The 20,950-nt window shown below is 65.2% G+C and carries 20 protein-coding genes, 1 tRNA gene and 1 pseudogene; 12 read left to right on the top strand and 10 right to left on the bottom strand.

Going from position 1 to position 20,950, the window contains the following annotated elements:
• A pseudogene (locus tag ACFOOR_RS15270) lies at window positions 1–121 on the top strand (IS30 family transposase); the annotation flags it as partial.
• Window positions 122–126: 5 nt separating this feature from the next.
• On the opposite strand, the gene ACFOOR_RS09370 reads toward ACFOOR_RS15270, so the two are convergent.
• The 5 genes from ACFOOR_RS09370 to ACFOOR_RS09350 all read right to left on the bottom strand — a co-directional run bounded on the left by ACFOOR_RS09370 (window position 127) and on the right by ACFOOR_RS09350 (window position 2,887).
• Window positions 127–432 carry a DUF971 domain-containing protein gene (locus tag ACFOOR_RS09370; protein WP_343164627.1) on the bottom strand — a complete coding sequence of 102 codons (306 nt, stop codon included), beginning with the start codon at window positions 430–432 and terminating at the stop codon, window positions 127–129.
• On the bottom strand, window positions 429–656 hold the full coding sequence (locus tag ACFOOR_RS09365; RefSeq protein ID WP_343164626.1) for a Trm112 family protein: 228 nt from the start codon (window positions 654–656) through the stop codon (window positions 429–431). The genes ACFOOR_RS09370 and ACFOOR_RS09365 overlap by 4 nt, the downstream gene beginning before the upstream one ends.
• A gap of 47 nt (window positions 657–703) precedes the next feature.
• Window positions 704–1,336 (bottom strand): LON peptidase substrate-binding domain-containing protein, encoded by a 633-nt coding sequence (locus tag ACFOOR_RS09360; protein ID WP_343164625.1) that lies wholly within the window; start codon window positions 1,334–1,336, stop codon window positions 704–706.
• Window positions 1,337–1,382: 46 nt separating this feature from the next.
• Window positions 1,383–2,297 (bottom strand): thioredoxin, encoded by a 915-nt coding sequence (gene trxA / locus ACFOOR_RS09355; RefSeq protein WP_343164624.1) that lies wholly within the window; start codon window positions 2,295–2,297, stop codon window positions 1,383–1,385.
• Between the two features lie 68 nt (window positions 2,298–2,365).
• On the bottom strand, window positions 2,366–2,887 hold the full coding sequence (locus ACFOOR_RS09350; protein ID WP_343164623.1) for a prolyl-tRNA synthetase associated domain-containing protein: 522 nt from the start codon (window positions 2,885–2,887) through the stop codon (window positions 2,366–2,368).
• A 397-nt stretch (window positions 2,888–3,284) separates the two neighbouring features.
• Here ACFOOR_RS09350 and ACFOOR_RS09345 point away from each other — a divergent pair, with 397 nt between their 5' ends.
• The 3 genes from ACFOOR_RS09345 (at window position 3,285) to ACFOOR_RS09335 (ending at window position 7,018) form a co-directional block, all read left to right on the top strand.
• Window positions 3,285–4,154, top strand: coding sequence for a hypothetical protein (locus ACFOOR_RS09345; RefSeq protein WP_343164622.1), 870 nt, complete (start codon window positions 3,285–3,287; stop codon window positions 4,152–4,154).
• Between the two features lie 189 nt (window positions 4,155–4,343).
• Window positions 4,344–4,418 (top strand) — tRNA-Gly (locus tag ACFOOR_RS09340).
• Between the two features lie 101 nt (window positions 4,419–4,519).
• Window positions 4,520–7,018: a DUF305 domain-containing protein gene (locus tag ACFOOR_RS09335; RefSeq protein WP_343164621.1), complete on the top strand. Its 2,499-nt coding sequence runs from the start codon at window positions 4,520–4,522 to the stop codon at window positions 7,016–7,018.
• 3 nt (window positions 7,019–7,021) lie between these two features.
• Here ACFOOR_RS09335 and ACFOOR_RS09330 read toward each other — a convergent pair whose 3' ends face one another.
• Both ACFOOR_RS09330 and ACFOOR_RS09325 read right to left on the bottom strand, forming a co-directional pair.
• Window positions 7,022–7,831 carry a DUF3108 domain-containing protein gene (locus tag ACFOOR_RS09330; RefSeq protein ID WP_343164620.1) on the bottom strand — a complete coding sequence of 270 codons (810 nt, stop codon included), beginning with the start codon at window positions 7,829–7,831 and terminating at the stop codon, window positions 7,022–7,024.
• A 12-nt stretch (window positions 7,832–7,843) separates the two neighbouring features.
• Window positions 7,844–11,110 carry an amidohydrolase family protein gene (locus ACFOOR_RS09325; RefSeq protein ID WP_343164619.1) on the bottom strand — a complete coding sequence of 1,089 codons (3,267 nt, stop codon included), beginning with the start codon at window positions 11,108–11,110 and terminating at the stop codon, window positions 7,844–7,846.
• Between the two features lie 113 nt (window positions 11,111–11,223).
• Between ACFOOR_RS09325 and ACFOOR_RS09320 the strand changes: the two genes are divergently transcribed.
• The 4 genes from ACFOOR_RS09320 (at window position 11,224) to bfr (ending at window position 12,977) form a co-directional block, all read left to right on the top strand.
• The gene (locus ACFOOR_RS09320) at window positions 11,224–11,430 is read left to right on the top strand and encodes a hypothetical protein (protein ID WP_343164618.1); all 207 of its coding nucleotides are present in this window, start codon (window positions 11,224–11,226) and stop codon (window positions 11,428–11,430) included.
• Window positions 11,431–11,510: 80 nt separating this feature from the next.
• Window positions 11,511–12,119 (top strand): DUF6445 family protein, encoded by a 609-nt coding sequence (locus ACFOOR_RS09315; RefSeq protein WP_343164617.1) that lies wholly within the window; start codon window positions 11,511–11,513, stop codon window positions 12,117–12,119.
• Between the two features lie 87 nt (window positions 12,120–12,206).
• Window positions 12,207–12,401, top strand: coding sequence for a (2Fe-2S)-binding protein (locus ACFOOR_RS09310; RefSeq protein ID WP_343164616.1), 195 nt, complete (start codon window positions 12,207–12,209; stop codon window positions 12,399–12,401).
• Between the two features lie 96 nt (window positions 12,402–12,497).
• A complete protein-coding gene (gene bfr / locus ACFOOR_RS09305) occupies window positions 12,498–12,977 on the top strand; it encodes a bacterioferritin (RefSeq protein ID WP_343164615.1) in 480 nt (159 codons plus the stop codon).
• Between the two features lie 21 nt (window positions 12,978–12,998).
• On the opposite strand, the gene ACFOOR_RS09300 is transcribed toward bfr, so the two are convergent.
• Window positions 12,999–15,485: a cytochrome-c peroxidase gene (locus ACFOOR_RS09300; RefSeq protein WP_343164614.1), complete on the bottom strand. Its 2,487-nt coding sequence runs from the start codon at window positions 15,483–15,485 to the stop codon at window positions 12,999–13,001.
• Window positions 15,486–15,709: 224 nt separating this feature from the next.
• Between ACFOOR_RS09300 and ACFOOR_RS09295 the strand changes: the two genes are divergently transcribed.
• Both ACFOOR_RS09295 and ACFOOR_RS09290 read left to right on the top strand, forming a co-directional pair.
• Window positions 15,710–16,198 carry a DJ-1/PfpI family protein gene (locus ACFOOR_RS09295; protein WP_343164613.1) on the top strand — a complete coding sequence of 163 codons (489 nt, stop codon included), beginning with the start codon at window positions 15,710–15,712 and terminating at the stop codon, window positions 16,196–16,198.
• Window positions 16,199–16,280: 82 nt separating this feature from the next.
• Window positions 16,281–17,408, top strand: a complete 1,128-nt coding sequence (locus ACFOOR_RS09290; protein ID WP_343164612.1) for a DUF2891 domain-containing protein — start codon at window positions 16,281–16,283, stop codon at window positions 17,406–17,408.
• On the opposite strand, the gene ACFOOR_RS09285 is transcribed toward ACFOOR_RS09290, so the two are convergent.
• Complete coding sequence (locus tag ACFOOR_RS09285) at window positions 17,378–18,274, bottom strand: TolB family protein (RefSeq protein ID WP_343164611.1); 897 nt, start codon at window positions 18,272–18,274, stop codon at window positions 17,378–17,380. The genes ACFOOR_RS09290 and ACFOOR_RS09285 overlap by 31 nt on opposite strands.
• A gap of 83 nt (window positions 18,275–18,357) precedes the next feature.
• Here ACFOOR_RS09285 and ACFOOR_RS09280 point away from each other — a divergent pair, with 83 nt between their 5' ends.
• Window positions 18,358–19,233, top strand: coding sequence for an AraC family transcriptional regulator (locus ACFOOR_RS09280; protein WP_343164610.1), 876 nt, complete (start codon window positions 18,358–18,360; stop codon window positions 19,231–19,233).
• 80 nt (window positions 19,234–19,313) lie between these two features.
• On the top strand, window positions 19,314–19,877 hold the full coding sequence (locus tag ACFOOR_RS09275) for a DUF5655 domain-containing protein (RefSeq protein WP_343164609.1): 564 nt from the start codon (window positions 19,314–19,316) through the stop codon (window positions 19,875–19,877).
• Window positions 19,878–20,255: 378 nt separating this feature from the next.
• On the opposite strand, the gene ACFOOR_RS09270 is transcribed toward ACFOOR_RS09275, so the two are convergent.
• Window positions 20,256–20,942 (bottom strand): SDR family oxidoreductase, encoded by a 687-nt coding sequence (locus ACFOOR_RS09270; protein WP_343164608.1) that lies wholly within the window; start codon window positions 20,940–20,942, stop codon window positions 20,256–20,258.
• Window positions 20,943–20,950: the final 8 nt, after the last annotated feature.

Raw genomic sequence — 20,950 nt, 5'->3', positions numbered from 1 at the left:
GCTGGCCGCCTACAACAACACCCCGCGCAAATGCCTTGACTACAGAACCCCCGCAGAGGCCTTCTCAGACCACCTGTTGCACTTCAAACGAGAATCCACCTTCCGGCTTTCGCCGGAATGACGGCCCTAAGTGTTCCGCTCGCCCAGTTCCCGGAGATAGTCCCAGGTGAAGAGGCCGCTGTCATGGCCGTCGTCGAAGACGATCTGGACGGCATAGCGGCCGACCGGATTGGCCGCGCGCACGCCGACATTCTCTTTGCCGGTAACGGTCACCTTCTGGCCCGGGCCATGACCCTGCACCTCGGCGCTGGGGCTTTCCTCGCGCAGGGTCTGAAACGGAATGGTGAAGGCCGCGCCATCGTCATACGCGATGTGGAGCGCGCGGCCGGCGCGGTTGAAGTCGAGTTTGACCGGCCAGGGACGCGTCGTCATTTCGCCTTCGCTTCGGCGTCGCTCAGCTCGCGGGCCTCGCTTTCCAGCATGATCGGCACGCCGTCACGGATCGGATAGGCGAGCCGGGCCGATTTCGAGACCAGTTCCTGCCTGTCGCGGTCATAGTGCAGCGGGCCGCGCGTGACCGGGCAGACAAGGATTTCCAGCAGCGCGGGATCGACGTCGCGTTGCGTCGTTGTGGCGGGGGTTTGCGTATCGTTCATGGCGTGACCCATAGCGCCGTTGCGGCGGCCTGACCAGTTCGGCTTCGCTAGTTGGCGGAGCCGCCCGCGCCTTCGGCGAGCCGGCGTTCGAGAATGGAGGACATGGTCTCCAGCCGCTGCGTGTCTTCGGGCGCTTCGAGCATGTCCTGCTTTTCCTTCGCGGAGAAGGGCGCGCCCATGGCGAGCTGGTTGACGACGCGCGGCAGCGGGGCCTGCGCGATGGCGTCCCAGTCGGTGACGAGGCCCTCGGCCTGGAACCAGGACTGAAGCAGTTGCAGCAGCCGGTCACGATCGGCCCCGAGCAGGGCGTCCGGGCCCTGGCGGTCGCCGGCGAAAGGGGCCCAGTCGACGCGGCCGACACGGTAGGGCGTCTGCAGGTCTTCCTCGTCAACGAGGCGGAAGCGGCTGACGCCTTCGAGCACGATCAGATAGCGGCCGTCATCGGTTTCCTTGTGCGAGATGATGCGTCCGGCCCCGCCGACCCATTCGAGGGCCGGCCGGTCCTTCGTGCCGCCGGGGCACGTCTGGATGATGCCGAGCATGCGGTTGCCCGACAACGCGTCGTCGGTCATGTTGAGATAGCGCGGCTCGAACACGTTGAGCGGCAGCATCTCGCCCGGCAGCAATATCGCGCCGCCGAGCGGGAAGAGGGGAAGCAGCTGGGGCAGGGCCTGGCTCATGCCCAAAGACGTAGGCCGCGCACCTGCCCCCGCCAAGGGGCGGTACTTAAGAGAACAGCACCGCGGAAAGCCGCTTGCGGCCCGCCTTGGCGATGTCCGAGGCCGGACCGGCCGCGTCGAAGACTTTCAGCAGCAGGACACGCGCCGCGCCGTCATTCCAGTCCTTGTCCTGAGCGATGATGTAGAGCAGCTGGTCGACTGCCTCGGCGAGCTGACCATAGCTGATCAGGGCGCGGGCCAGCTGGTAGCGGGCTTCGTGATCGCCCGGCTCGCGCTCGACCTGCGACGCCAGTTGTTCGGGATCGCCGGCGTCTTCGGTTTCCTCGGCCAGTTTCAGCGCGGTCAGCACGCCCTGAACCGAGGCGGCGTTCTGCTTGTCTTCCGGCACACGCCCGATGATCGTCTTCGCCTCTTCGAGATTGCCGCCGGCGAGATAGCAGCGGGCGAGCCCGGCGATGGCGTCGGCATTTTCCGGGTCGGCCTGAACGGCAAGGGCGTAATCCTGCGCCGCGCCGCCGAAATCCTGCGCCTTCAGGCTTTCCTCCGCGCGCGCCATCAGGTCGGCGACAGCTTCCTCGTCGGCGCCCTCACCGGTCAGCCGGGCAATGAAATCCTTGATCTGGCTTTCCGGCAGCGCGCCCATGAAGCCATCGACCGGCTGGCCGTTCTGGAAGGCGAAGACGGCCGGGATGGACTGCACCCGCAGGCGGCCCGCGATATGCGGGTTCTCGTCGATATTGATCTTCACCAGGCGCACCTTGCCGCCCGCGGCGCGCACCGTCTTCTCGATGATCGGGCCAAGCTGGCGGCAGGGGCCGCACCAGGGCGCCCAGAAATCAACAAGGACCGGAACCTCGCGCGAGGGCTCGACGACATCGGCCATGAAGGACTGGTCGGTGCCGTCCCTGACCAGTTCGGTGCCTTGGGGCGGGTGCTGGGAATTGGGATGGAAATCGGTCATGTGCGTCACCTGCGAACGGGAAGGATTTCGCCCCCTAATTGGCGGCGAAGGGGCGTGTGTGCAAGCGCTCAGTCGCCGGCGGCCAGTGCGTCAAAATCGACGATCACCGGCTCATGCCCGGTCGCCCGGGCGAATTCGACGAGATCGGCGGCGGCAATCGCCGTGGTGGCATCATTCTTCAGCGGATGGAAATTCACCGGATCGGTCGCCAGCAGCGCCTGATCAATCACGAAACGGACGCGGCCTTCGGTGTCATTCATCAACGCAAAGGCCGTCACCGAGCCGGGCCGCACGCCCAGCGTCTCGTAAAGCGCCTCCTCCTTGCCAAAGGAGAAGCGCTTCGTCCCCAGCACGCGGTGCAGCCGGTTCACCCGGATCACCGTCTCGCCCAGCGCGGAGACGAGGACCAGCGCGCCGCTCCCGTCATCGAGGAAGAGATTCTTGGTATGCCCGCCGGGCATGGCCGCCTTGATCGCCTGGCCCTCCTCGACCGTGAAGACCGGGTCGTGATCGACGGTGGAATGGGCGATGCCCAGCCGGTCCAGCAGGGCAAAGAGATCGGCGCGGGTGGCGGGTGCTGTTTCGCTCATGGGCCGGCGTTGAAACCCGGCCTGCGCCCGCGATCAAGCACAGAAATGCAATACGCTCCGCCCTCAGCACACGGGATCTGTCCGTAACGACCTGTCGGCCTTTTCCCCAGCCGCGGCGCGAATAGCGCATCGGCCTCGCCAAACTGGAAACGGCGAGTGAGGTGACGGAGGCTTGGTTGTATTAAATACATCATGATGGGGGAATATGAATCGGACAGAGCATCTTTTGTTTCGATGAATGCCAATATTCAGGCAACGTTCGAATTCAATTCAGATCGAATTCCTGTCTTGAGTGGGCACACGCCCAAGCGTGCGGAGCAGACCAGAAATGTCAGATCCAACCAGCGAAGCCTATAGACGCGGCCGATCCGGACAGTCTCTGGACCGGAATGCCACATTGAACGAACGAGAAAACCACGCGGCCGGAGAGCGTGAGAGGTTCAACAACATGAATGCCGCCTACAATCAGTATGGTGGCGCACACGGGTCGGGTGGACTCTCCGGAGGTGACCCGCTCACCGGATTGTTATGGCTTGTCTTTGTTCTGCCGTTCAAGATCGTCATCTGGCTTTTCAAGGCGCTGTTCTGGATGCTGACAACCTGGATCGGCAGAGGCGTCCTGGTCCTGCTCTTGATCCTTTCAGTGGTCGTCTGGTGGCGTCTCGACATGATTGCCCGCGCTTCGGACGAGCGCTATGCGGCACTTCTGGCCCTGACAGATGCGGACTTTACTGAACGCGCAACACTGACACTCACGGTTACGCCCGGAACCGTATTCGCCAAAGAAAACGGGGAGCCCGTCACGATCCGGTGCACAATTGAACTGGCACCTTATGGCGACGATTATTTTACACGCTATGGAAGTGATTGTGCCAGTCAGACCGCGAGTGGAGAGTTTACACGTTGGCGCGGCCACCAGCGGCGCCATGATGACCCCCGCTTCGCGCCTGGATTCAACTATCTTCACAGCGCACCGCGCAGAGAAAGCGATCCACCGGATTTTGTTGCTGACGGGACGCCCACATTGCGATGGATGCGCCTCCATCTTGATCCGGAAGGCCGGATATCTCCGTTAGGGGCTCTTTCGCTTTCAAGCGATATCCGGGTGTTTTCGATTTCTGAATCCGGAAATGGCGCACTTGTCGCCGATTATAGCCGGGCGGCCTGGGTGGATGAGTATATCAATCGGCACTACCCGGAGTGGGTAGAGGTCTGGGAACTGGAATTCCTCGAAAGCGAGCCTGCGAGTGCGGCCTCGCCAGACTGATAGCGGAAGGCGTGGTGGCGGAGTTGATCCCCTTTACCGGACCGCCGGACGGGCCGGAATGCCGGGGGCGGGACCGGTTCGATCGCTATCTGGAAACGAATTCCGATTAGCTGAATCTGGCGTCTTGCCATCGGGACGGGATTGCGCGATATACCCCGCCTTCCCGGCGCAAGCCGGTACCCTGTTTGAGCGGGCGTAGCTCAGGGGTAGAGCGTCACCTTGCCAAGGTGAATGTCGTGAGTTCGAATCTCATCGCCCGCTCCATTCTTTCTCCTCGATTTTCGGTTGCGGCACCGGCTTTTCTTGCCGCTCCCGCCTCCCATGCTAGCTTTCCGGGCAAGGATAATTGCCTCGGGGAGTGAGCCATGCCGATCCGTTCCTTCAAGTCCGCCTGCCTGGCGGGCGGTTTTGCATCCGTCCTGATCGCCGCTGGCGCGGTGGCGCAAGAAACGCAAGCCGATATTCCCATCGTCCAGCCCGGCGCGCCCGGTCAGGCAGGGCGCACGCTGACGCCCGACGAGGCGACGCGGATCGCCGAGAACCGCTACTCGCAGGACGATGTGCGCTTCATGCAGAACATGATCGTGCACCACTGGCAGGCAGTGGAGATGGCGGCCTTGGTCGAGGACCGGACCAACAATCCGGAAATCGTCACGGCGGCGGGCCGGATCGATGCCTCGCAGGACGACGAGATCGCCTTCATGAGAGGCTGGCTGACAGAGCGGGGGGAGGACGCGCCAGATCCGGCGAATGCCCCGGCCAACGCCCATGCCGATGCTCAGACCGGGCACCATGGCGGCCACGCCATGCACGGCCAGCACGCCATGATGGACGGGATGGCGAGCCCGGCGCAGATGGCGGAACTGGCCGCGGCGGACGGGACGGAGTTCGACCGGCTCTTCCTGCGGCTGATGATCGCCCATCACGAGGGCGCGGTGACCATGGTCGACGAGCTGCTCTCCCGCCCCGGCTCCGCCTATGACCCGGTGCTGCTCGATTTCGTCACCGACGTGAAGAACGAGCAGCGCTCCGAGATCCGCCGGATGACGGCGCTGCTCTCCGATCTGTCGGAAGATCCGCGCGTCGGACTGAGTGCCGGTTTCCGCGATGCGGGCGAGGCGATTTCCAACCTGACGCTGGTCGCCAGCCTGCCGAAACCGACCGGCTTCTTCGATCCGGCCAATCCGTCGGGCCTGCCCCCGGTGCTGGAAGATGACGAAGATGACGGGGAAGACGCGGATGATGACAGCGAAGATGAGGATGATGAACCGCGCCGCCGCTTCGGTGAGCGCGCGCCCTTCCTGTCCTTCTCCAACACCGACATGGCCTTCGCCGGCAGCCTGATGGCGGTCGGCAATTATCACGGCTTCAACCTCTACCGGCTTGGCGAAGCGGCGGAACCGCAGCTGATTTCCTCCGTCGTCTGCCCCGGCGGGCAGGGCGATGTGTCGATCGTCGGCGATCTCCTGATCATGTCGGTGGAACAGACGCGCGGCCGCGTGGATTGCGGGCTTCAGGGCATTGACGAGGATGTCAGCGCCGAGCGTTTCCGCGGCCTCAGAATCTTCGACATTTCCGATCCGCTGATCCCGGTCCAGGTCGGCCAGGTGCAGACCTGCCGCGGCTCGCACACCCATTCCGTCGTGTCCGGCCCCGACCCGGACGGGGTGATCGTGGTCTATAATTCCGGCACGTCCTCGGTGCGCGACGAGGAAGAGCTGGCCGGTTGCATCGACGCCGACATCGGCGACGAGCGCACCGCCCTCTTCCGCATCGACGTGATCGAGATCCCGGTCGCCGACCCGTCACAGGCACGTATCGTCGACAGCCCCGCCGTCTTCGCCGATGACGAAACCGGCGCGCTCGCGGGGCTGTGGCGCGGCGGCGATCATGGCGACGGCACGCAGACCACCAGCGTCACCGACGAATGCCACGACATCACCGTCTTCCCGTCGCTGAACCTCGCCGCCGGCGCGTGCTCGGGCAATGGCATCATCATGGACATCACCGACCCACGCGCGCCGCGCCGGATCGATGCGGTGTCGGATACCGGCTTCGCCTACTGGCACTCCGCCACCTTCAACAATGACGGCACGACCGTGCTCTTTACCGACGAGTGGGGCGGGGGCGGACGGCCGCGCTGCCGCGCGCAGGACCCGATGAACTGGGGCGCGAACGCGTTCTACGACGTGATCGACGGCCAGCTGGTCTTCGCCAGCCATTACAAGCTGCCCGCCGCGCAGAGCGAGGAAGAGAATTGCGTCGCCCACAACGGGTCGATCATCCCGGTGCCGGGCCGCGATATCTTCGTCCAGTCCTGGTATCAGGGCGGCATTTCGGTGATCGATTTCACCGACACGTCGAACCCGGTCGAGATCGGCTATTTCGACCGCGGACCGATCGATCCGGACACGATGGTGCTGGGCGGTTACTGGTCGTCCTACTGGTATGACGGGCGGATCTACGCGACCGAGATCGTGCGCGGTCTCGACGTGTTCGAACTCGCGCCCAGCGACTTCCTGTCGGAGAACGAGATTGCCGCCGCGCGCCTCGGCGACCAGGGCGCGGTGTTCAACCCGCAGCAGCAATTCCCGGTGAGCTGGCCCGACCACCCGGTCGTGGCGCTGGCCTATCTCGACCAGCTGAACCGGTCCGGCGTGCTGACCGGCGATCTGGGGGCCGAACTGAGGGCCGTGTTGAGCGGGGCCATCGATGCGATGGACTCTGAAAACACGTCCGATCTCGCCGACGCGATCGAAGGCTTCGCCAGCGAAGTCCCGGCCGAGGGCGAGGACGCGATGACGACGTCGCGGCTGACCGCCCTTCACAACACAATGATGGGCGTCGCCGAAGCGCTGCGCTGATCGCTAACCCAGCGTGATCTCGCGGGCTTCGATGGTGACGCCGCCGAAGCCCGCGCGCGTGTGCGCCCGGACCGGGATGAAGGCCGCGCCGTCGCCGACCGGCGCGATCCACAGGCGCAGCGGGTGGCTTGTCTCGCCGGGTTCCGGCCAGTCTTCCGGGTCATAGCCGGAGATCGGCTCGTAATAGGCGTCGCAGACGAGCGCCTCGCCGCGCCAGCCGCGCGTGCGGATCTCTTCCGTGCCGCGTGCGGTCAGATTCAGATTGTAGCGCTGCTTGCCGTCGAAGACGGGCAGGCTGCCGGTACAGGGCTCGCCCTGCGCCTCGGCCAGGGATTGCGACAGGAAGAGCACCGCCGTCATCGGGTCGATCGTGCCGGTGCGGTCGGCCTCGCTGGCCGGCGGCTCGCCCCATGAGGAGAAGGGTGGTTCGGCACTCGGCTGCGCCACGCCGGTCCCGAACCCCACTTCGACCGTGCGGACCTTGTTGCCGGTGCGCTCGACATGGCCATAGCGGTCCGGGCGCGGGGCCAGGCCGTCAAGCCGGCCCTCGACCTCACTGTCGATCTCGAAATCGGTGAAGAGCGCGGCGAGGCCGGCCGCCTCGACATGGGCATCGGCGGCGTAGCGGCCGCCCGCGACCTCGGCGGTCACGTCGATCCTCCCGACCTGGAAGACCAGCACCGAGGTCGAATAGGTCGCGGTGAGGCGCAGGGTTTCGCCGTGCGGAACCGGGGCGCCGTCGCCGCCCGCGCCCGGCGTCCAGCACAGCGCGGTGAGCGCGGCGATCGGGACGAGGGCGGGGCGGACAATCATGACGGCGTCAGACTACTCCCAGAAATAGGGCGAACGTTCGGCATCGCCCGTGACGACTTCATCCATCGTGACGGGATCATACATCCGGCCATTGAGCATGATGTATTCGATGTCGTCGGTGTTCTGGATGTCGTCGAGCGGATTGGCGGTCAGCACGACGAGGTCGGCCAGCATGCCCGGTTCCAGGCGACCGATATCGGTGAAGCCGAGGAATTCCGCCGGCGTCACGGTCGCGGCCTGCAGCGCCTCGAGCGGTGTCCAGCCGCCCCGGACGAAGGACCACATCTCCCAGTGCGCGGCGAGGCCTTCGCGCTGGCCATGCGCCCCGATCGACACCATCACGCCGGCATCGGCGAGCTGACGCGCGACGGCGGCGGCATCGTCATCGACGAAATCCTCCTCCGGTGCAGTGGTGCGGCGCACGGTCGCCGATTGCAGGACGCGCGGCGGCACGTGCTGCGACAGGATGGGGTGACGCCAGACATCGGTCGCCTGAGTCCAGTAGGGATCGGCCGCGAGGCCGCCATAGGTCACCACGAGCGTCGGCGTGCTGGCCACATGGGTCTGCGACCACATCTGGATGACGTCGTCATAGATGCGGGCGGTCGGGATGTTGTGCTCGATCGACGTATTGCCGTCGGCCACCATCGCCATGTCCATGTGGTAGTTCGACCCGCCTTCCGCGACGACGGCGAGCCCCGCCTCGATCGCGGCAGCGACGACCTGCTGGCGCTGGTCACGGCGCGGCTGGTTGTAGTTCTTGATCGAGTGCGCGCCCTGCGCCTGCAGGCGGAAGACGTGTTCGCGGGCATCGTCGATGTCGTCGATCTGGGCATAGACCGAAGCGGCGCGGGCGCCGTAGACGATCTCGCCGGTCGAATAGAGGCGCGGGGCGAGATAGAGGCCGGCACGCTGAAGCTCGCTCGCCGCGAAGATCTGGCTCGCCGCGTTCGACGGGTCGTGGATCGTGGTCACGCCGAAGGCGAGATGGGCGATCGCCGACCAGTTCTGTTGCGGGATCAGATCATCCGTGCCCTGCGGGCCGTGAGCGTGGGCGTCGATATAGCCCGGCACGATGGTACGTCCGGCGACATCGACGGTCTGCGCGCCGGCCGGGATTTCGACCGCGTCCGCGGCGCCGACGGCGGCGATGCGGTTGTTCTCGATCACGATCGTGCCGTTCTCGATCACGCCGCCATCGTCATCCGACATGGTGATGATGCGCGCGCCGGTCAGGGCGACGACGCCCGAGGGAATGTCCGCATTCACCGTCATCGACAGCGACACGCCGGTCTCCGGCGGGGTGAATTCGAACGCGTCCTCGCCTTCGCGGCGGGGCCGGGTGGGGAACATGTCGCGCGTATTGGCGGAATAGAGCACCGGCCCCATCGTCCAGTTCAGGCGCGAGCCGTCCTGCGACCAGTGATAATAGGTCGCGCCATTGCCGCTGACCTCGGTGACCGGTACGGCATTGCCGCCCGGAGCCGCCGAGAGGTTCTGCGGACCCGGCGCCATCGGCATGACATAGACGTCGTAGTTCTGGCGGAAGGCCATGTGGCGGCCGTCGGGTGCCACTTCGAACCGTGTCGCCATCTCGCCGCTGGCATGGGTGCGTTCCTCGCCGCCGTCGAGATTGACGCTGACGAGGCTTTGCGAGCCGCCGCCGCCGCGGGTCACGAAGATGCGGTCGTTGGACGCGCCGAAATGCGGCGAGGAGCCGTCGTCGGTCACATGGTGCATCTCGCCGCCGCCAACCGGGATGGTGAAGATGCCATGGGATTGCGACCAGTCCGGGCTGGTCAGATAGCCGCCTTCGCCCTTTTCGAAGACCAGCGTGCGGCCATCGGGCGAGAAGCGCGGACGGGCATAGTGACCCGGCTCCGAGGTCACGGCCCGCTCGTTGCGGCCATTGGCCGAGATCGTGCGGATCGAGCCGAGGCCTTCATCCGTCCAAGCGACGAAGGCAAGCGTGCGGCCATCCGGCGACCAGGAGGGGAAGAGCTCGCGGCGATCGTCATTCGAGCGCGTCAGGCGCTGCGGCGTGCCGCCCGCGGCATTCATCGTGTAGAGGCGGCCGAGCGACTCGAAGACCACCTGCGACCCGTCCGGAGACACGACGGCGAAACGCGGCATGCGGGTCTCGAACGTCGCGGGAGCGACTTCGACCTGCGGCCGGGGCGGGTCGATCACGGTGCGGGTGTCGCTGACTTCGAACGCGATGGTCTGAACCTCGCCGCTGGTGACGTTCACGCGGTGAATCTCGCCGGCCGACCAGAAGACGATGGCGGAGGAATCCGGCATCCAGTCCATGTTCGGATACATGCCGGTCACGCCCCAGGTCTCCATATTGTCGGGGTCGAGGCCGGAATAAATGCGGCGCTCCTGACCGGAGTTCAGATCGCGGATCCAGAGCCCGCCCTGAAGGCGGTCGCCCTCGCCGTCGGCCACGCGTTCGCGGCGCACGAAGGCGATATGGCGGCCGTCCGGCGACGGGGCCGGGCGGATCGCGCCGCCCGCCCCGGACACGACCGTGTCGGTCTCGCCGGTTTCAAGGTCGTAGCGCAGGATGTTGAACAGGTCGGTGTTGGAATCCTGGGCGTAGATGAAGGTGTTACCCGGGGTCACATTCATCGTGTAGTAGACGTAGCGGCCGTCCGGGGAGAAGACCGGTTCGCCGAGTTCCTTCTGGAATTGTTCACTCGGCCGTTCGACCAGGCGCACGCCCGATCCGCCCGAGACGTGATACATCCAGATCTCGCCGGTACCGGCTGACCGCGAGGTCGTGAAGTGCTTGCGGGCCGCGATGTATTGCCCGTCGGGAGACCAGGCCGGGTTGTTCAGGAGGCGGAAATTCTCGTTGGACACCTGCAGCCGGTCCGACCCGTCGACATTCATCGTCCAGATATTGTCGCCGCCGCCGCGGTCGGAAATGAAGGCGATGCGCGAACCGTCCGGTGAAAAGCGCGGCTGGATTTCCCACGGCAGGCCGGAGGAGATCGCGGTCGCGCGGCCGCCCATGATCGGCATGGTGTAGATGTCGCCCAGCATGTCGAAGGCAATCGTCTGCCCGTCGGGGCTGACATCGAGGCTCATCCATGTCCCTTGCGTGACATTGATCGTCACTTCGCGGGTCGGCAAGGGCGGGTTGGCCACGTCCCAGCCGGTATCAGCCGCCTCGGCTTCCGCCTCCGGTGCGGCGGCTTCGGTGTCGGCGTCCTGCGCCCATGCGGCGGCGTGAACCAGCGCCGCCAGCGAGACGGCGGTCAGATAGCGTTTCATGGAAATCCTCCCCGGAATTCGGCTTTTCGGGCGCGAGGCTAGGGCGCGGCCTTGACTGAATCACATGAACATCCTGTAATGAGTCCAGTCGGAACCGCTGGGGAGGGGTAACGATGAAGGTGATTTTGGGCGGCCTGGCCGTCATCGCGATTGCGGCAGATGCCGGACTCTGTCCTGACCATGTCCGCGACAGGGCCGCGAATTCCATCGAGATTTCGGATCAGACCCGCGCCGAGTTCGCGCGACAGATGGACCTGTTCCTTGAATCGATGCGGCCCGAGACGGCCGACTATGGCCGAAACGAACCGGCGCGCAGATAACAAAGATGTAAACTGACCCGAGGGGTCTCTCCGGTTTAGCTTCGCCCGCCTTGCCGCGGCTGCGAAGGTTTCCGGATTTCATGTTCCAGTCCCTGATCGTTCTCGATGACGTGCTGCCGAATGCCCGGCAGCTGCGCGAAACGGCACTCGGGATGGACTATCCCGAGCCCGGACCGGACGAACATTATCCGGGCCGGAACTCTGCCCGGCCGCTGCGGCTTCCCGAGCTGGAATCCCGCATCGAGTTGCTGGTCGGAGAACGGCTTGCGCCCGCCACGCCCGATCACGGCAAGTTCCGCATCACGCTGGGCTCGGACTCCTCGGACACCGACATCCATGTCGATGAATGCCACTGGTCAGGCATCTATTACCTGTCGCGCCCGGAGGACTGCCAGGGCGGTACCGACTTCTTCCGGCACAAGGGGACGGGATCCGATCACGCGCCCTACAGCCAGAAACACCTTTCGGACTGGGGGTTCGCCTCCTACCGGGAATTCGTCGAGCGCGTCTCGAAGCCGCATTCGAGGGACCGCAGCCAGTGGGAACACCTGATGCGGGTGCCGATGAAGTTCAACCGGCTTATCCTGTTCCGGCCCTGGCTGTGGCACACGGCCGGCCCCGCCTTCGGCGACCGGCCCGAGAATGCACGGCTGATCTATCTCATGTTCCTCAACAGCGCCGCGCGCTGACCGGACCCGCGGTCCTGCGAACGTGTTTGACAATCATTCGCATATGTGGCCCAATCCGCTGGTGATCGGAAGGGGTCAAGCACGCCCATGTATGTGTGCATCTGCAACGCTCTGAAACACGGCCAACTGTCCGCCGCGGCGGCAGATCCTTCGGTCGAATCGGTGCCGCACCTGTTCAAGTCGTGTGGCGCGCGCCCGAAATGCGGCCGTTGCATTGATGACATGGCCGATCTGATGAGCGCTGTTCGCCAGCCCGAATCCGCCGCACTCGCCGCCGAATAATTTCCGCACCTGCGACGCATTTGCCCGCTTACCGGTTGGCCCCACCCCGGAACGCGCTAGTTTGCGCGTCAACGAAAACCGCGACAGGAGACCGGCATGAAGGGCGATGCGACCGTCATCGAACATCTCAACAAGGCGCTGAAACTCGAACTGGCGACGGTGAACCAGTATTTCCTGCACGCCCGCATGTTCAAGGACTGGGGCTTCGCGCGGCTGGCCAAGATCGAATACGAGGAATCGATCGACGAGATGAAACATGCCGATGCGCTGATCGAGCGGATCCTGTTTCTCGAGGGCCTGCCCAACGTACAGGATCTTGGCCGCATCTATATCGGCGAGACGGTCAAGGAATGTCTCGAATGCGATCTTCGCGCCGAGCGCAATGCCCACCCGACCTATATCGCCGCGATCGAGTATTGCGAGAGCGCGAAGGACTATGTCTCGCGCCAGCTGCTCGACGGGATCCTGAAGTCCGAGGAAGAACATATCGATTTCCTCGAGACCCAGCTCGGCCTGATCGAACGCCTCGGAGAAGAGCGCTACATGCAGCTGCAGGTGCACGGGGACGACGACTAGCCGCCCCCGGCCACCCTGCGTTCAGTTCGCGAACGGGTCGGAGAAACGCGGATCGGTCAGGAAATCCTGATCGGTCAGCGTGTGCAGGAAAGCTTCGAGCGCCGCCTTCTCCTCATCGGTCAGGTTGAGCCGCTGCGGGTTCGGCCCCTGGCGCATCCGGTTGTCGAGTCCGGGAGTGTTCTGAACCCCCGAATTGTAGAACTCGACCACCTCCGCCAGCGTCGTGAAGCGGCCGTCATGCATGAATTCGGTCCGAACCCCGACATTGCGCAGTGACGGTGCCTTGAACGCGCCATTGCCGGCCCCGGCATCGGCATCATTCGTCGCGTCGAGGCCGATATTGTGGATGTCATCGCTGATATGGGCGAGCGTCGTATGGCACGCGCCGCAATTCAGTGCCTGGATGTCCGACCCCGGCACCGGCATGAAGAGCTGCAGGCCGAGATATTCCTGCTCCGTCAGCTGTGCCTGAAAGGCCGCCGACCCGACCGGACCGGCATCAAGTGCCTGATCGAAGCGGGAATTGTGGCTGGTCATCGAGCGGACGAATTGCGCCATCGCCAGCGCCATGCGTTCGCTCGTCACACCCGCATCGCCGAACGCATCGGTGAAAAGGCCGGCATAGAAGTCTTCCGCCGCGACCCGCGCCACCGCCTGATCGAGCGGCAGGCCCATTTCCACCTCGTTCGGGATCGGGACCAGCACCTGGTCTTCCAGCGTGTCGGCGCGCTCGTCCCAGAAGAAGTGCCCGCGGTCGTAATAGCGGGCATTGGTCAGGCCCGGCGAATGCCGGCCGGTCAGTCCGCCTTCGAAGCCGGTCGAGAACTGGCCGTCATCGGAAAATCCCAGCGCCTGGACATGGCAGGACGCACAGGACACGGCGTTGTTGAGCGACAGCCGCCGGTCGTAAAAGAGCACCCGGCCGAGCGTCGCGCCGGCATTGGTGATGCGGTTGCCGATCGGCGTGTTGTCCGCCGCTGCGACCGGGCCGTTGCGGTAGTAGTTCGGAAGGTTCACGTCTGCATCGGCATAGAGGAAGGACACCTCCGGCAGGATCGGTTCGGTCAGCAGCGTGCGGATCGCGACCGTGGTCGAGCCGCGCACCGCGCCGCCCTCACTGAACAATACCCGGATCCGGTTGGTGGCCGGAGCGAAAGAGATTGGCGTGTCGCCTGCTGCAAAGACCGCGAAGCTGGGCGTTGCGCCGGCGATGATGTCGAGCGTCAGGTCCGGTGCCGGAGCGGCCAGACAGGCCCCGGTTCCGGGATCGGTCTGGCAGATGCGGACGGTGACGGGGATGTCCGATGTCGGGGCTGCGGACACGGTGATCGTGCCGGCTGCGCCGACATTCGCAGTCGCCACCGCGAAGGGGCCGCTGCGCTGGCGATCGTGGATGTCGACCACGCCGGGCAGGGAATTCAGCCCGACTGACGCGCCGGTCTCCGCAATCGCGATGATGTCCGGCACGGCATTCGCCGAGGCCGAGAACCACAGCGTGTTCACGCCCGAATTCACGACGGCGGAGGCCCGGTTCGTACAGGTGAATTCCAGCGGCAGGTCGCCACCGGGTTCGAACGTCGCCGAAGGGGTGAAGGAGAAGATGTAGGACTGCGCGCCATTCGCCGGGATGTTGACCGGCGTGTCTGGCGTCCCGGCAGGCTGATTGAGCGCGTCGGTAATCTGATAACTGAAACTGCCCGCGGGCGATGCGCCGGTGAGTGCCAGTCCGCAGGACGTGGCCTCGCCCGCTCCGGCATTGATGACGGTCGCGAACGCGGTCGCCGGATCGCCGACCCGCACCGCGCGGCTCGACGGCAGGACGGCTGCGACGATCACGTCCGCGGCGATCGTGTCGAGGCCTGCGAAGGCGATGCCGGGCGTCGAGGAGGCGCCAGTGCCAGCGCCGCGCAACGCGACAAGCTCGACCGACACAGGCCTGCCTTCGCTGGCCAGGGTCGCATTGACGGCCTCGGCGAGGTCTTGCGCGCGTAGCCGGGACGCGAGACCGTGGCGGCGCACGAAGCTGTCACCCAGCCGGGCCTGAACGGCGATCATGCCGCGGGCGTCCGGCGGCAGGGCGGCGAGGGTGCGTGACACGACCAGGCGTTCCTCTTCGGCCAGGTCGGCGGCAGCGAGGCTGCCGGGCGGCAGGAACTGGCCCTGGCCGCTTCCGTCAGGCCGCCAGCGTTCCATACCCGCCGCCGTGAAGTAGCCGGCCCCGCCGAGCGTCAGGCGGACTTGTTCGCCGGTACCATCGACCGTGCCGGTGATGGCGATGTCGCCCAGCGGCCGCGCCGCGATCGTGACGACGCGGATGCGCAGGCCGGCCGCGCCGTCCGGCAGGCGGATGACACTGCCCGGCTCGATGCGGGTGGCGGCATCCATCGGTATCGCGGCCTCCGCCGCGGCGAGATCCAGTATGGGAGAAGTCTGGCCGTCCGACGGCGAAGCTGCCACCAGAAAAAGGGCCGTCGTCAGCGCGAAGGCGCCGTTGAATGTCCGGGTCACGTTTCGCCCTTCCGTCCCGTTCCACAACAAGCGCGCCGTCCCCGACTTCTGCAACGCGGGAGATCGTCCCGATCCGTCGCGGACGGCGCAATTTTGTTGCGAACGGCCGTCAAGGGTTGCGGACCCCCCGTCCGGCTTCCTATATCCAGACCCGTACCCAACCAGACATATCAGTAGCGCGCGTGGGCCGGCGCCTTGCCTCGCCACGTGCAGAAGGAGGTTTCGTGAACCGTTTTTCCCGCCGCAGACACCAGCTTAAGGGCCGCGTTGCCGCCATCGCCAGCGACCGCCTCAATGCCGAAGACCTCATGAGTGCCACCCGTCCGCTCGAACGCGCGGGCTTCGGAGTGGCGGTCGTGAGCGGGGGAGACACGATGCTCACGGCCAAGTCCGACCGGTCCGACGATGTCCAGCTGCTGGCCGCCTCGACCATTGGCGACATGGATTTCGACCGCTATTGCGCGCTGATCCTGCCGGGCGGCGTTGATGTCATTTCCGAGTCCGCGCGCCTCGTTGCTGACCGCTTCCTTGAAGCCGGTAAGCCGATCATCGCGATGTCGGACGGGGTGAAGCTGCTAGCCGCCGCAGCGAATTCCCCCGACGCCGCCGATGCTCCGGCGGCCATTTCGATGCGGGGGCAATTGTTCGCAGCCCGCGGCGAGACTGCCGTGGAGGATGCGAGCGAGTTGTTCGCCGAAGGCCTCGCTGCCTGACTCACATGACAGAATGACTCGACAGGCGGCCCCGGATTTCCGGGGCCGTTTTCTTTTGCAGCCAGGGCGCTAGGCTGGGCGCATGAAAACGCTGTTTCGCCTTGTGCTTCCCGCCCTGTGTCTCATGCTGACGGCCATGCCGACCGCCCGCGCCGACACACCCGACCCCGAGCTCGCCAACCGCTTTGCGCGCCTCGCGCTCGATTGCGTGCAGCGGGAATATCCCAACAAGATCGCGCATGTGCTGCAGTCCGCCGAGGATGCGCGGCCGCCGAGCGAACTCACTCCGGTCTTCTACGGCTGTTATGACTGGCACTCGGCCGTGCACGGGCATTGGCTGCTGGTGCGCCTGCTGCGGCTGATGCCCGAATCCGGTTTCGCCGCCGAGGCCGAGGCCGCCCTGACCGCGAACTTCACCGCCGAGCGCGTCGCCGGCGAAGTCGAGTATTTCGCCGGAGACGGCCGGGCGAGCTTCGAACGCCCCTACGGTCTTGCCTGGTTCCTGCAGCTGATGACCGAGCTCCGGGAGTGGGACGATCCGCGCGCCGCGCACTGGGCCGAAACCCTCGCCCCGCTCGAAACGGTCGTGGCCGACCGCTACCGGACATGGCTGCCCAATCTCGCCTATCCGATCCGGATCGGCACGCACAACCAGTCGGCCTTCGGCCTCGCCCTGGCGCTCGACTGGGTGCGCACGGCGGGCGATGCGGAGCTTGAGCAACTGATCGTCTCGAAGACGCTCGAATTCCATCTCGAGGACATCAATTGCCCGCTCAACTACGAACCTTCGGGCGAGGATTTCCTGTCGCCTTGCCTCTACGAAGCCGATCTGATGCGCCGGGTCCTGCCGGCCCCGGTCTTCTCCGGCTGGCTCGGCGATTTCCTGCCCGGCATTCCGGCCGACGGGTCGGGCGACTGGCTTGAGCCCGGGGTCGTGCTCGATCCGACCGACGGCAAGCTGGTCCATCTCGACGGGGTCAACCTGTCCCGCGCCTGGAATCTTGAAGCCATCGCCGCCGCCCTTCCCGAGGGCGATGCGCGTATTGCTTCGCTGCTTGCCGCCGCCGCGATCCACCGCGAAGCCGGTCTCTCCGCCGTATCGGCGGAACACTATGAGGGCGGGCACTGGCTGGGCAGTTTCGCGACCTATCTGGTGACCAGGCGCGGGCTCGAAGCGCCTCAGCCTTCCGGCGGCGTCACAGGTCCGTAATTATCGCCTTCCGGTCCAAGAAGTTCGGTCACGCTACCCGATTCCGGATCGAACCGGAGCAGAGCCCGGTCTCCGCCTCCGATGCTCCGGGCGAACAGGACATGACCATCCGGCGTCCAACTCGGATAGCTGTCTTCCGCGCCGCCTTCGGGCTGGGGAATGCAAATATCCATTCCGGCGGGCAGTGACATCAGGCAGACCCGCCAATGGTCCTCAGAATAGTGCATCCAGGCGAGCCGGGACCCGTCGGGAGAAAAACGCGCGGGACCTTCGCCCCCGAAACCCTGTTCGTCGTCATTGCCCGGATCGCGGGTCAACCTCGTGAACGCCCGGCTTTCCAGATCGAACATCCACAGATCGAAGGCTCCGCCGCGATTTGAATGGAACACAATCTGCCGACCATCCGGCGACCAGTCAGCCTGCGTGTTCTTGAATGCGTCCTCGGTCAGACGGTCTGTTATGGCTCCGGTCCGGTCGACGATGACAAGATCGTGTTGCCGGTCCTCGCGCCAAAGCGCGGTGACAAAGCGCTGCCCGTCAGGTGAGCGGCCCATATAGGTGTCCGCTATTCCGGTATTTCCGAGACGGGAAATTTCGCCCGTTTCGGGATCGACCATTTCCATATGATAGCAGGCACGGCCGCAGTCGGCGCCATCGTTCGTCAGGATTAGAAGCTCGCCGGGATAGGCGGCATAAACCCACTCCGTCGATCCGGACCGGTTTGTCAGGTTTTCGACCTGACCTTCGGGCGAGAGACGGTAAACCTCCCAGTCACCGGAACGCGGGCTAGTGAAGTAAATATCTCCGGAGATCGCAGGGCCGGACAGGAAGAGAGCCAGACCGGCAGCCAACAAAACGCGGTGCATGTCGAAAAACTCCGTTAGGTTGTCGGCGTGGACCCTGCCTGTTCACTGGCAGTCGATATTGGAAAAAAGGACACGGTGTCACAATGCCGGACCGGCCCGGAATCCGCACTTATCATTTCAATTCGCCCTTTGGAGGCTGGCGTGTCTCGGTGATGGACGCGCCGCCCGATCTCGCACCCGCCGTCGCCGAATTCTGGGATACGTCGGGGCGTTTCGCCTTCGCGCGCGAGCAATTGCTGCCGCGTGGCTCGATCTTCCTGGTCTTCAATCTGGGAACGGCACAGCGGCGGCACGATTGCGGCCGGGACATAACACGCTTGCCGCGCGCCTATCTCTGGGGACTTCAGGACGGACCGGTCTGGACCGTACCAGATGGCGGGACGGGCCCGTTCGACGGAGCGTCCGTCGGCGCGCGGCTTTACGCCGGCGGAGCCGCCGCCCTGTTTGGTCTGCCGGGCAGCGAGTTGCGCGGCCGTGCCCTCGCTCTGGACGATATCCTGCCGGCCGCGCGGGTTGATCGCCTTCTGGACCGCGTCGCCCGCAACACGAGCCCGGCCGGACGGATCGGTATTGTCACGGCTTTCCTTCGGGGGCTGGGCGCGCTGCGCAGCGACGCAGTGATCGACTGGACCGTCGCGATGATCCGTGAAGGACGCGGCGGCCTGCCGGTGAGTCATATCGCCGATGCGGCCGGATTGTCGCGGCGGGTACTGAGCCGGCGCTTTCACGAGCGAACCGGCATGGGCCCGAAGCGCTATGGCCGCCTGGTGAAATTCTTTTCAGCGGTCGAGATGATCAAGCCGGCGCGGACAGTCGATTGGGCCGGCGTTGCCGCGGATGCCGGGTATTACGATCAGGCCCACATGATCCGCGACTTTCGCGAATTCGCCGGATGCACGCCTGCCCACTTCCTTCGCCAGCGGGCGGCGGACGGGGAGACGATCGTCGAATTGCGCTGATCGAAGGGTTCTTTTTTACAATCGCTGCGGCCGCGTGTCGGGCAAGGTCGGGACCTGTCCTTGAAGGAAGGGGAATTCACATGGCAACGCCCGAGGAAATGGCCGTAACGATGGAGGCCAATCTCGCCGAGAAGACCGGCAAGCCGCTCGGCGACTGGCTGGCGATCGTCAAGGCAAGCGGCGCGGCGAAGCATGGCGATATCGTCAAGCTGCTGAAGAGCGACCACGGCATGACACACGGCTATGCCAACCTCGTCGCGCATCGCGCGCTCGCTTCATCGGCCGACATGGCCGATGCAGCCGACCTCGTCGCGGCGCAGTATTCGGGCAAGAAAGCCGAACTGAAGCCGCTCTACGATCGGCTGATTGCGATCGTTTCCGGCTTCGGCGGCGATGTCGAGCTCGCGCCGAAAAAGGCCTATGTCAGCGTGCGGCGCAAGAAGCAGTTCGCGATTGTCCAGCCTTCGACCGCGACGCGGCTGGATGTCGGGATCAATCTCGGCGATGCGGCCCCGGCCGGCCGGCTTGAAGCCTCCGGCAGTTTCAACGCCATGGTGTCGCACCGGGTCCGGGTCGAACGCGCGGAAGACCTCGAAGGCGACCTCGAAACCTGGCTGAGGGCGGCCTATGACCGCGCCGGCTGAGCCGGAATTATGCGCAATTCTGCATAACTGAATTCACGGTGATGTGACGGGCCGGGGACTTTCAATAGTTCCCGGCGATCCCATATGCGCATTCCGCTTCCCGGGGCGATTGCCGGCCGGAAAGTCAGAAGACGAGAGAAAACAATGAAATCGGTTGTGTCACTTGGTGTCGTCCTGCTGGTCCTCGCCGCTTCTGCAGCGGCATGGTCTTCCGTTTCAGGCCACACTCTCTATATCGCTTGAACTGACGCTTATCTTCTAACAGGAAGCGCCACGGAATCAGGCCTCAATGTGCGTCCCCCCAGCCTGCCATTGGAGGTCTGACAGGCACCGCCGGACTCCCCCCTGTCCCTGTCCGGCGGTGCCGCCCTTCCTGCCCTACCAGGGCAATAGCTCTCCCGACTGATGCCAGAAGCTTCCCGACGTCTCGAGCGATAGCGCGTCGATCAGCTTCTGCTGGCCGGTAACGGCCTCGTCCGTCGACAGCGGGGCCGATGATCCGCCCATATCGGTCTGCACCCAGCCGGGATGCATGATGGCCACGGAGATGCCGCGGTCCTTCAGGTCGATCGACAGGGACTTTCCGATCGCATTGAGCGCCGCCTTCGACGGGCGGTAGACATAGCCGCTGCCCGAATCATTGTCGGCGATCGAGCCCATCCGGCTCGATTGCAGCACGATCTTCTTCTCATGCGACTGCGCGACGAGATCGGCGAAGGCCTGCGCCAGGAGCAGGGGGGCCAGGGCATTGACCCTCAGCGCATTCATCCAGTCGTCGGGCGAGACCTGGCCGAAGGCCTGCCTGCCGCGCTCCGCACCCATCACGCCGGCGTTGGCGAAAAGGACATCGACCGGCTGGCCGACCGCGTCGGCGAGGTCGGCCGGCGCGGCCGGATCGGCGGCGTCGTAACGGTGAATGAAGAGATCGCCGCCCAGCGCGTTCAGCGCGTCCGCCGCTTCAGGGTCGCGGCAGGCGGCGTGCACCGTCCAGCCGCGTTCCAGATAGCGGTGCGTGTGCGCCAGGCCGAGTCCGCGATTGGCTCCGGTGATGACGATGACGGGCATCGGAATTT

The sequence above is a fragment of the Hyphobacterium vulgare genome (assembly GCF_042643335.1).
GTDB lineage: Bacteria > Pseudomonadota > Alphaproteobacteria > Caulobacterales > Maricaulaceae > Hyphobacterium > Hyphobacterium vulgare.
Note: the sequence above shows the minus strand (reverse complement) of the source record. Positions and strands in the feature narration are given on the sequence as shown.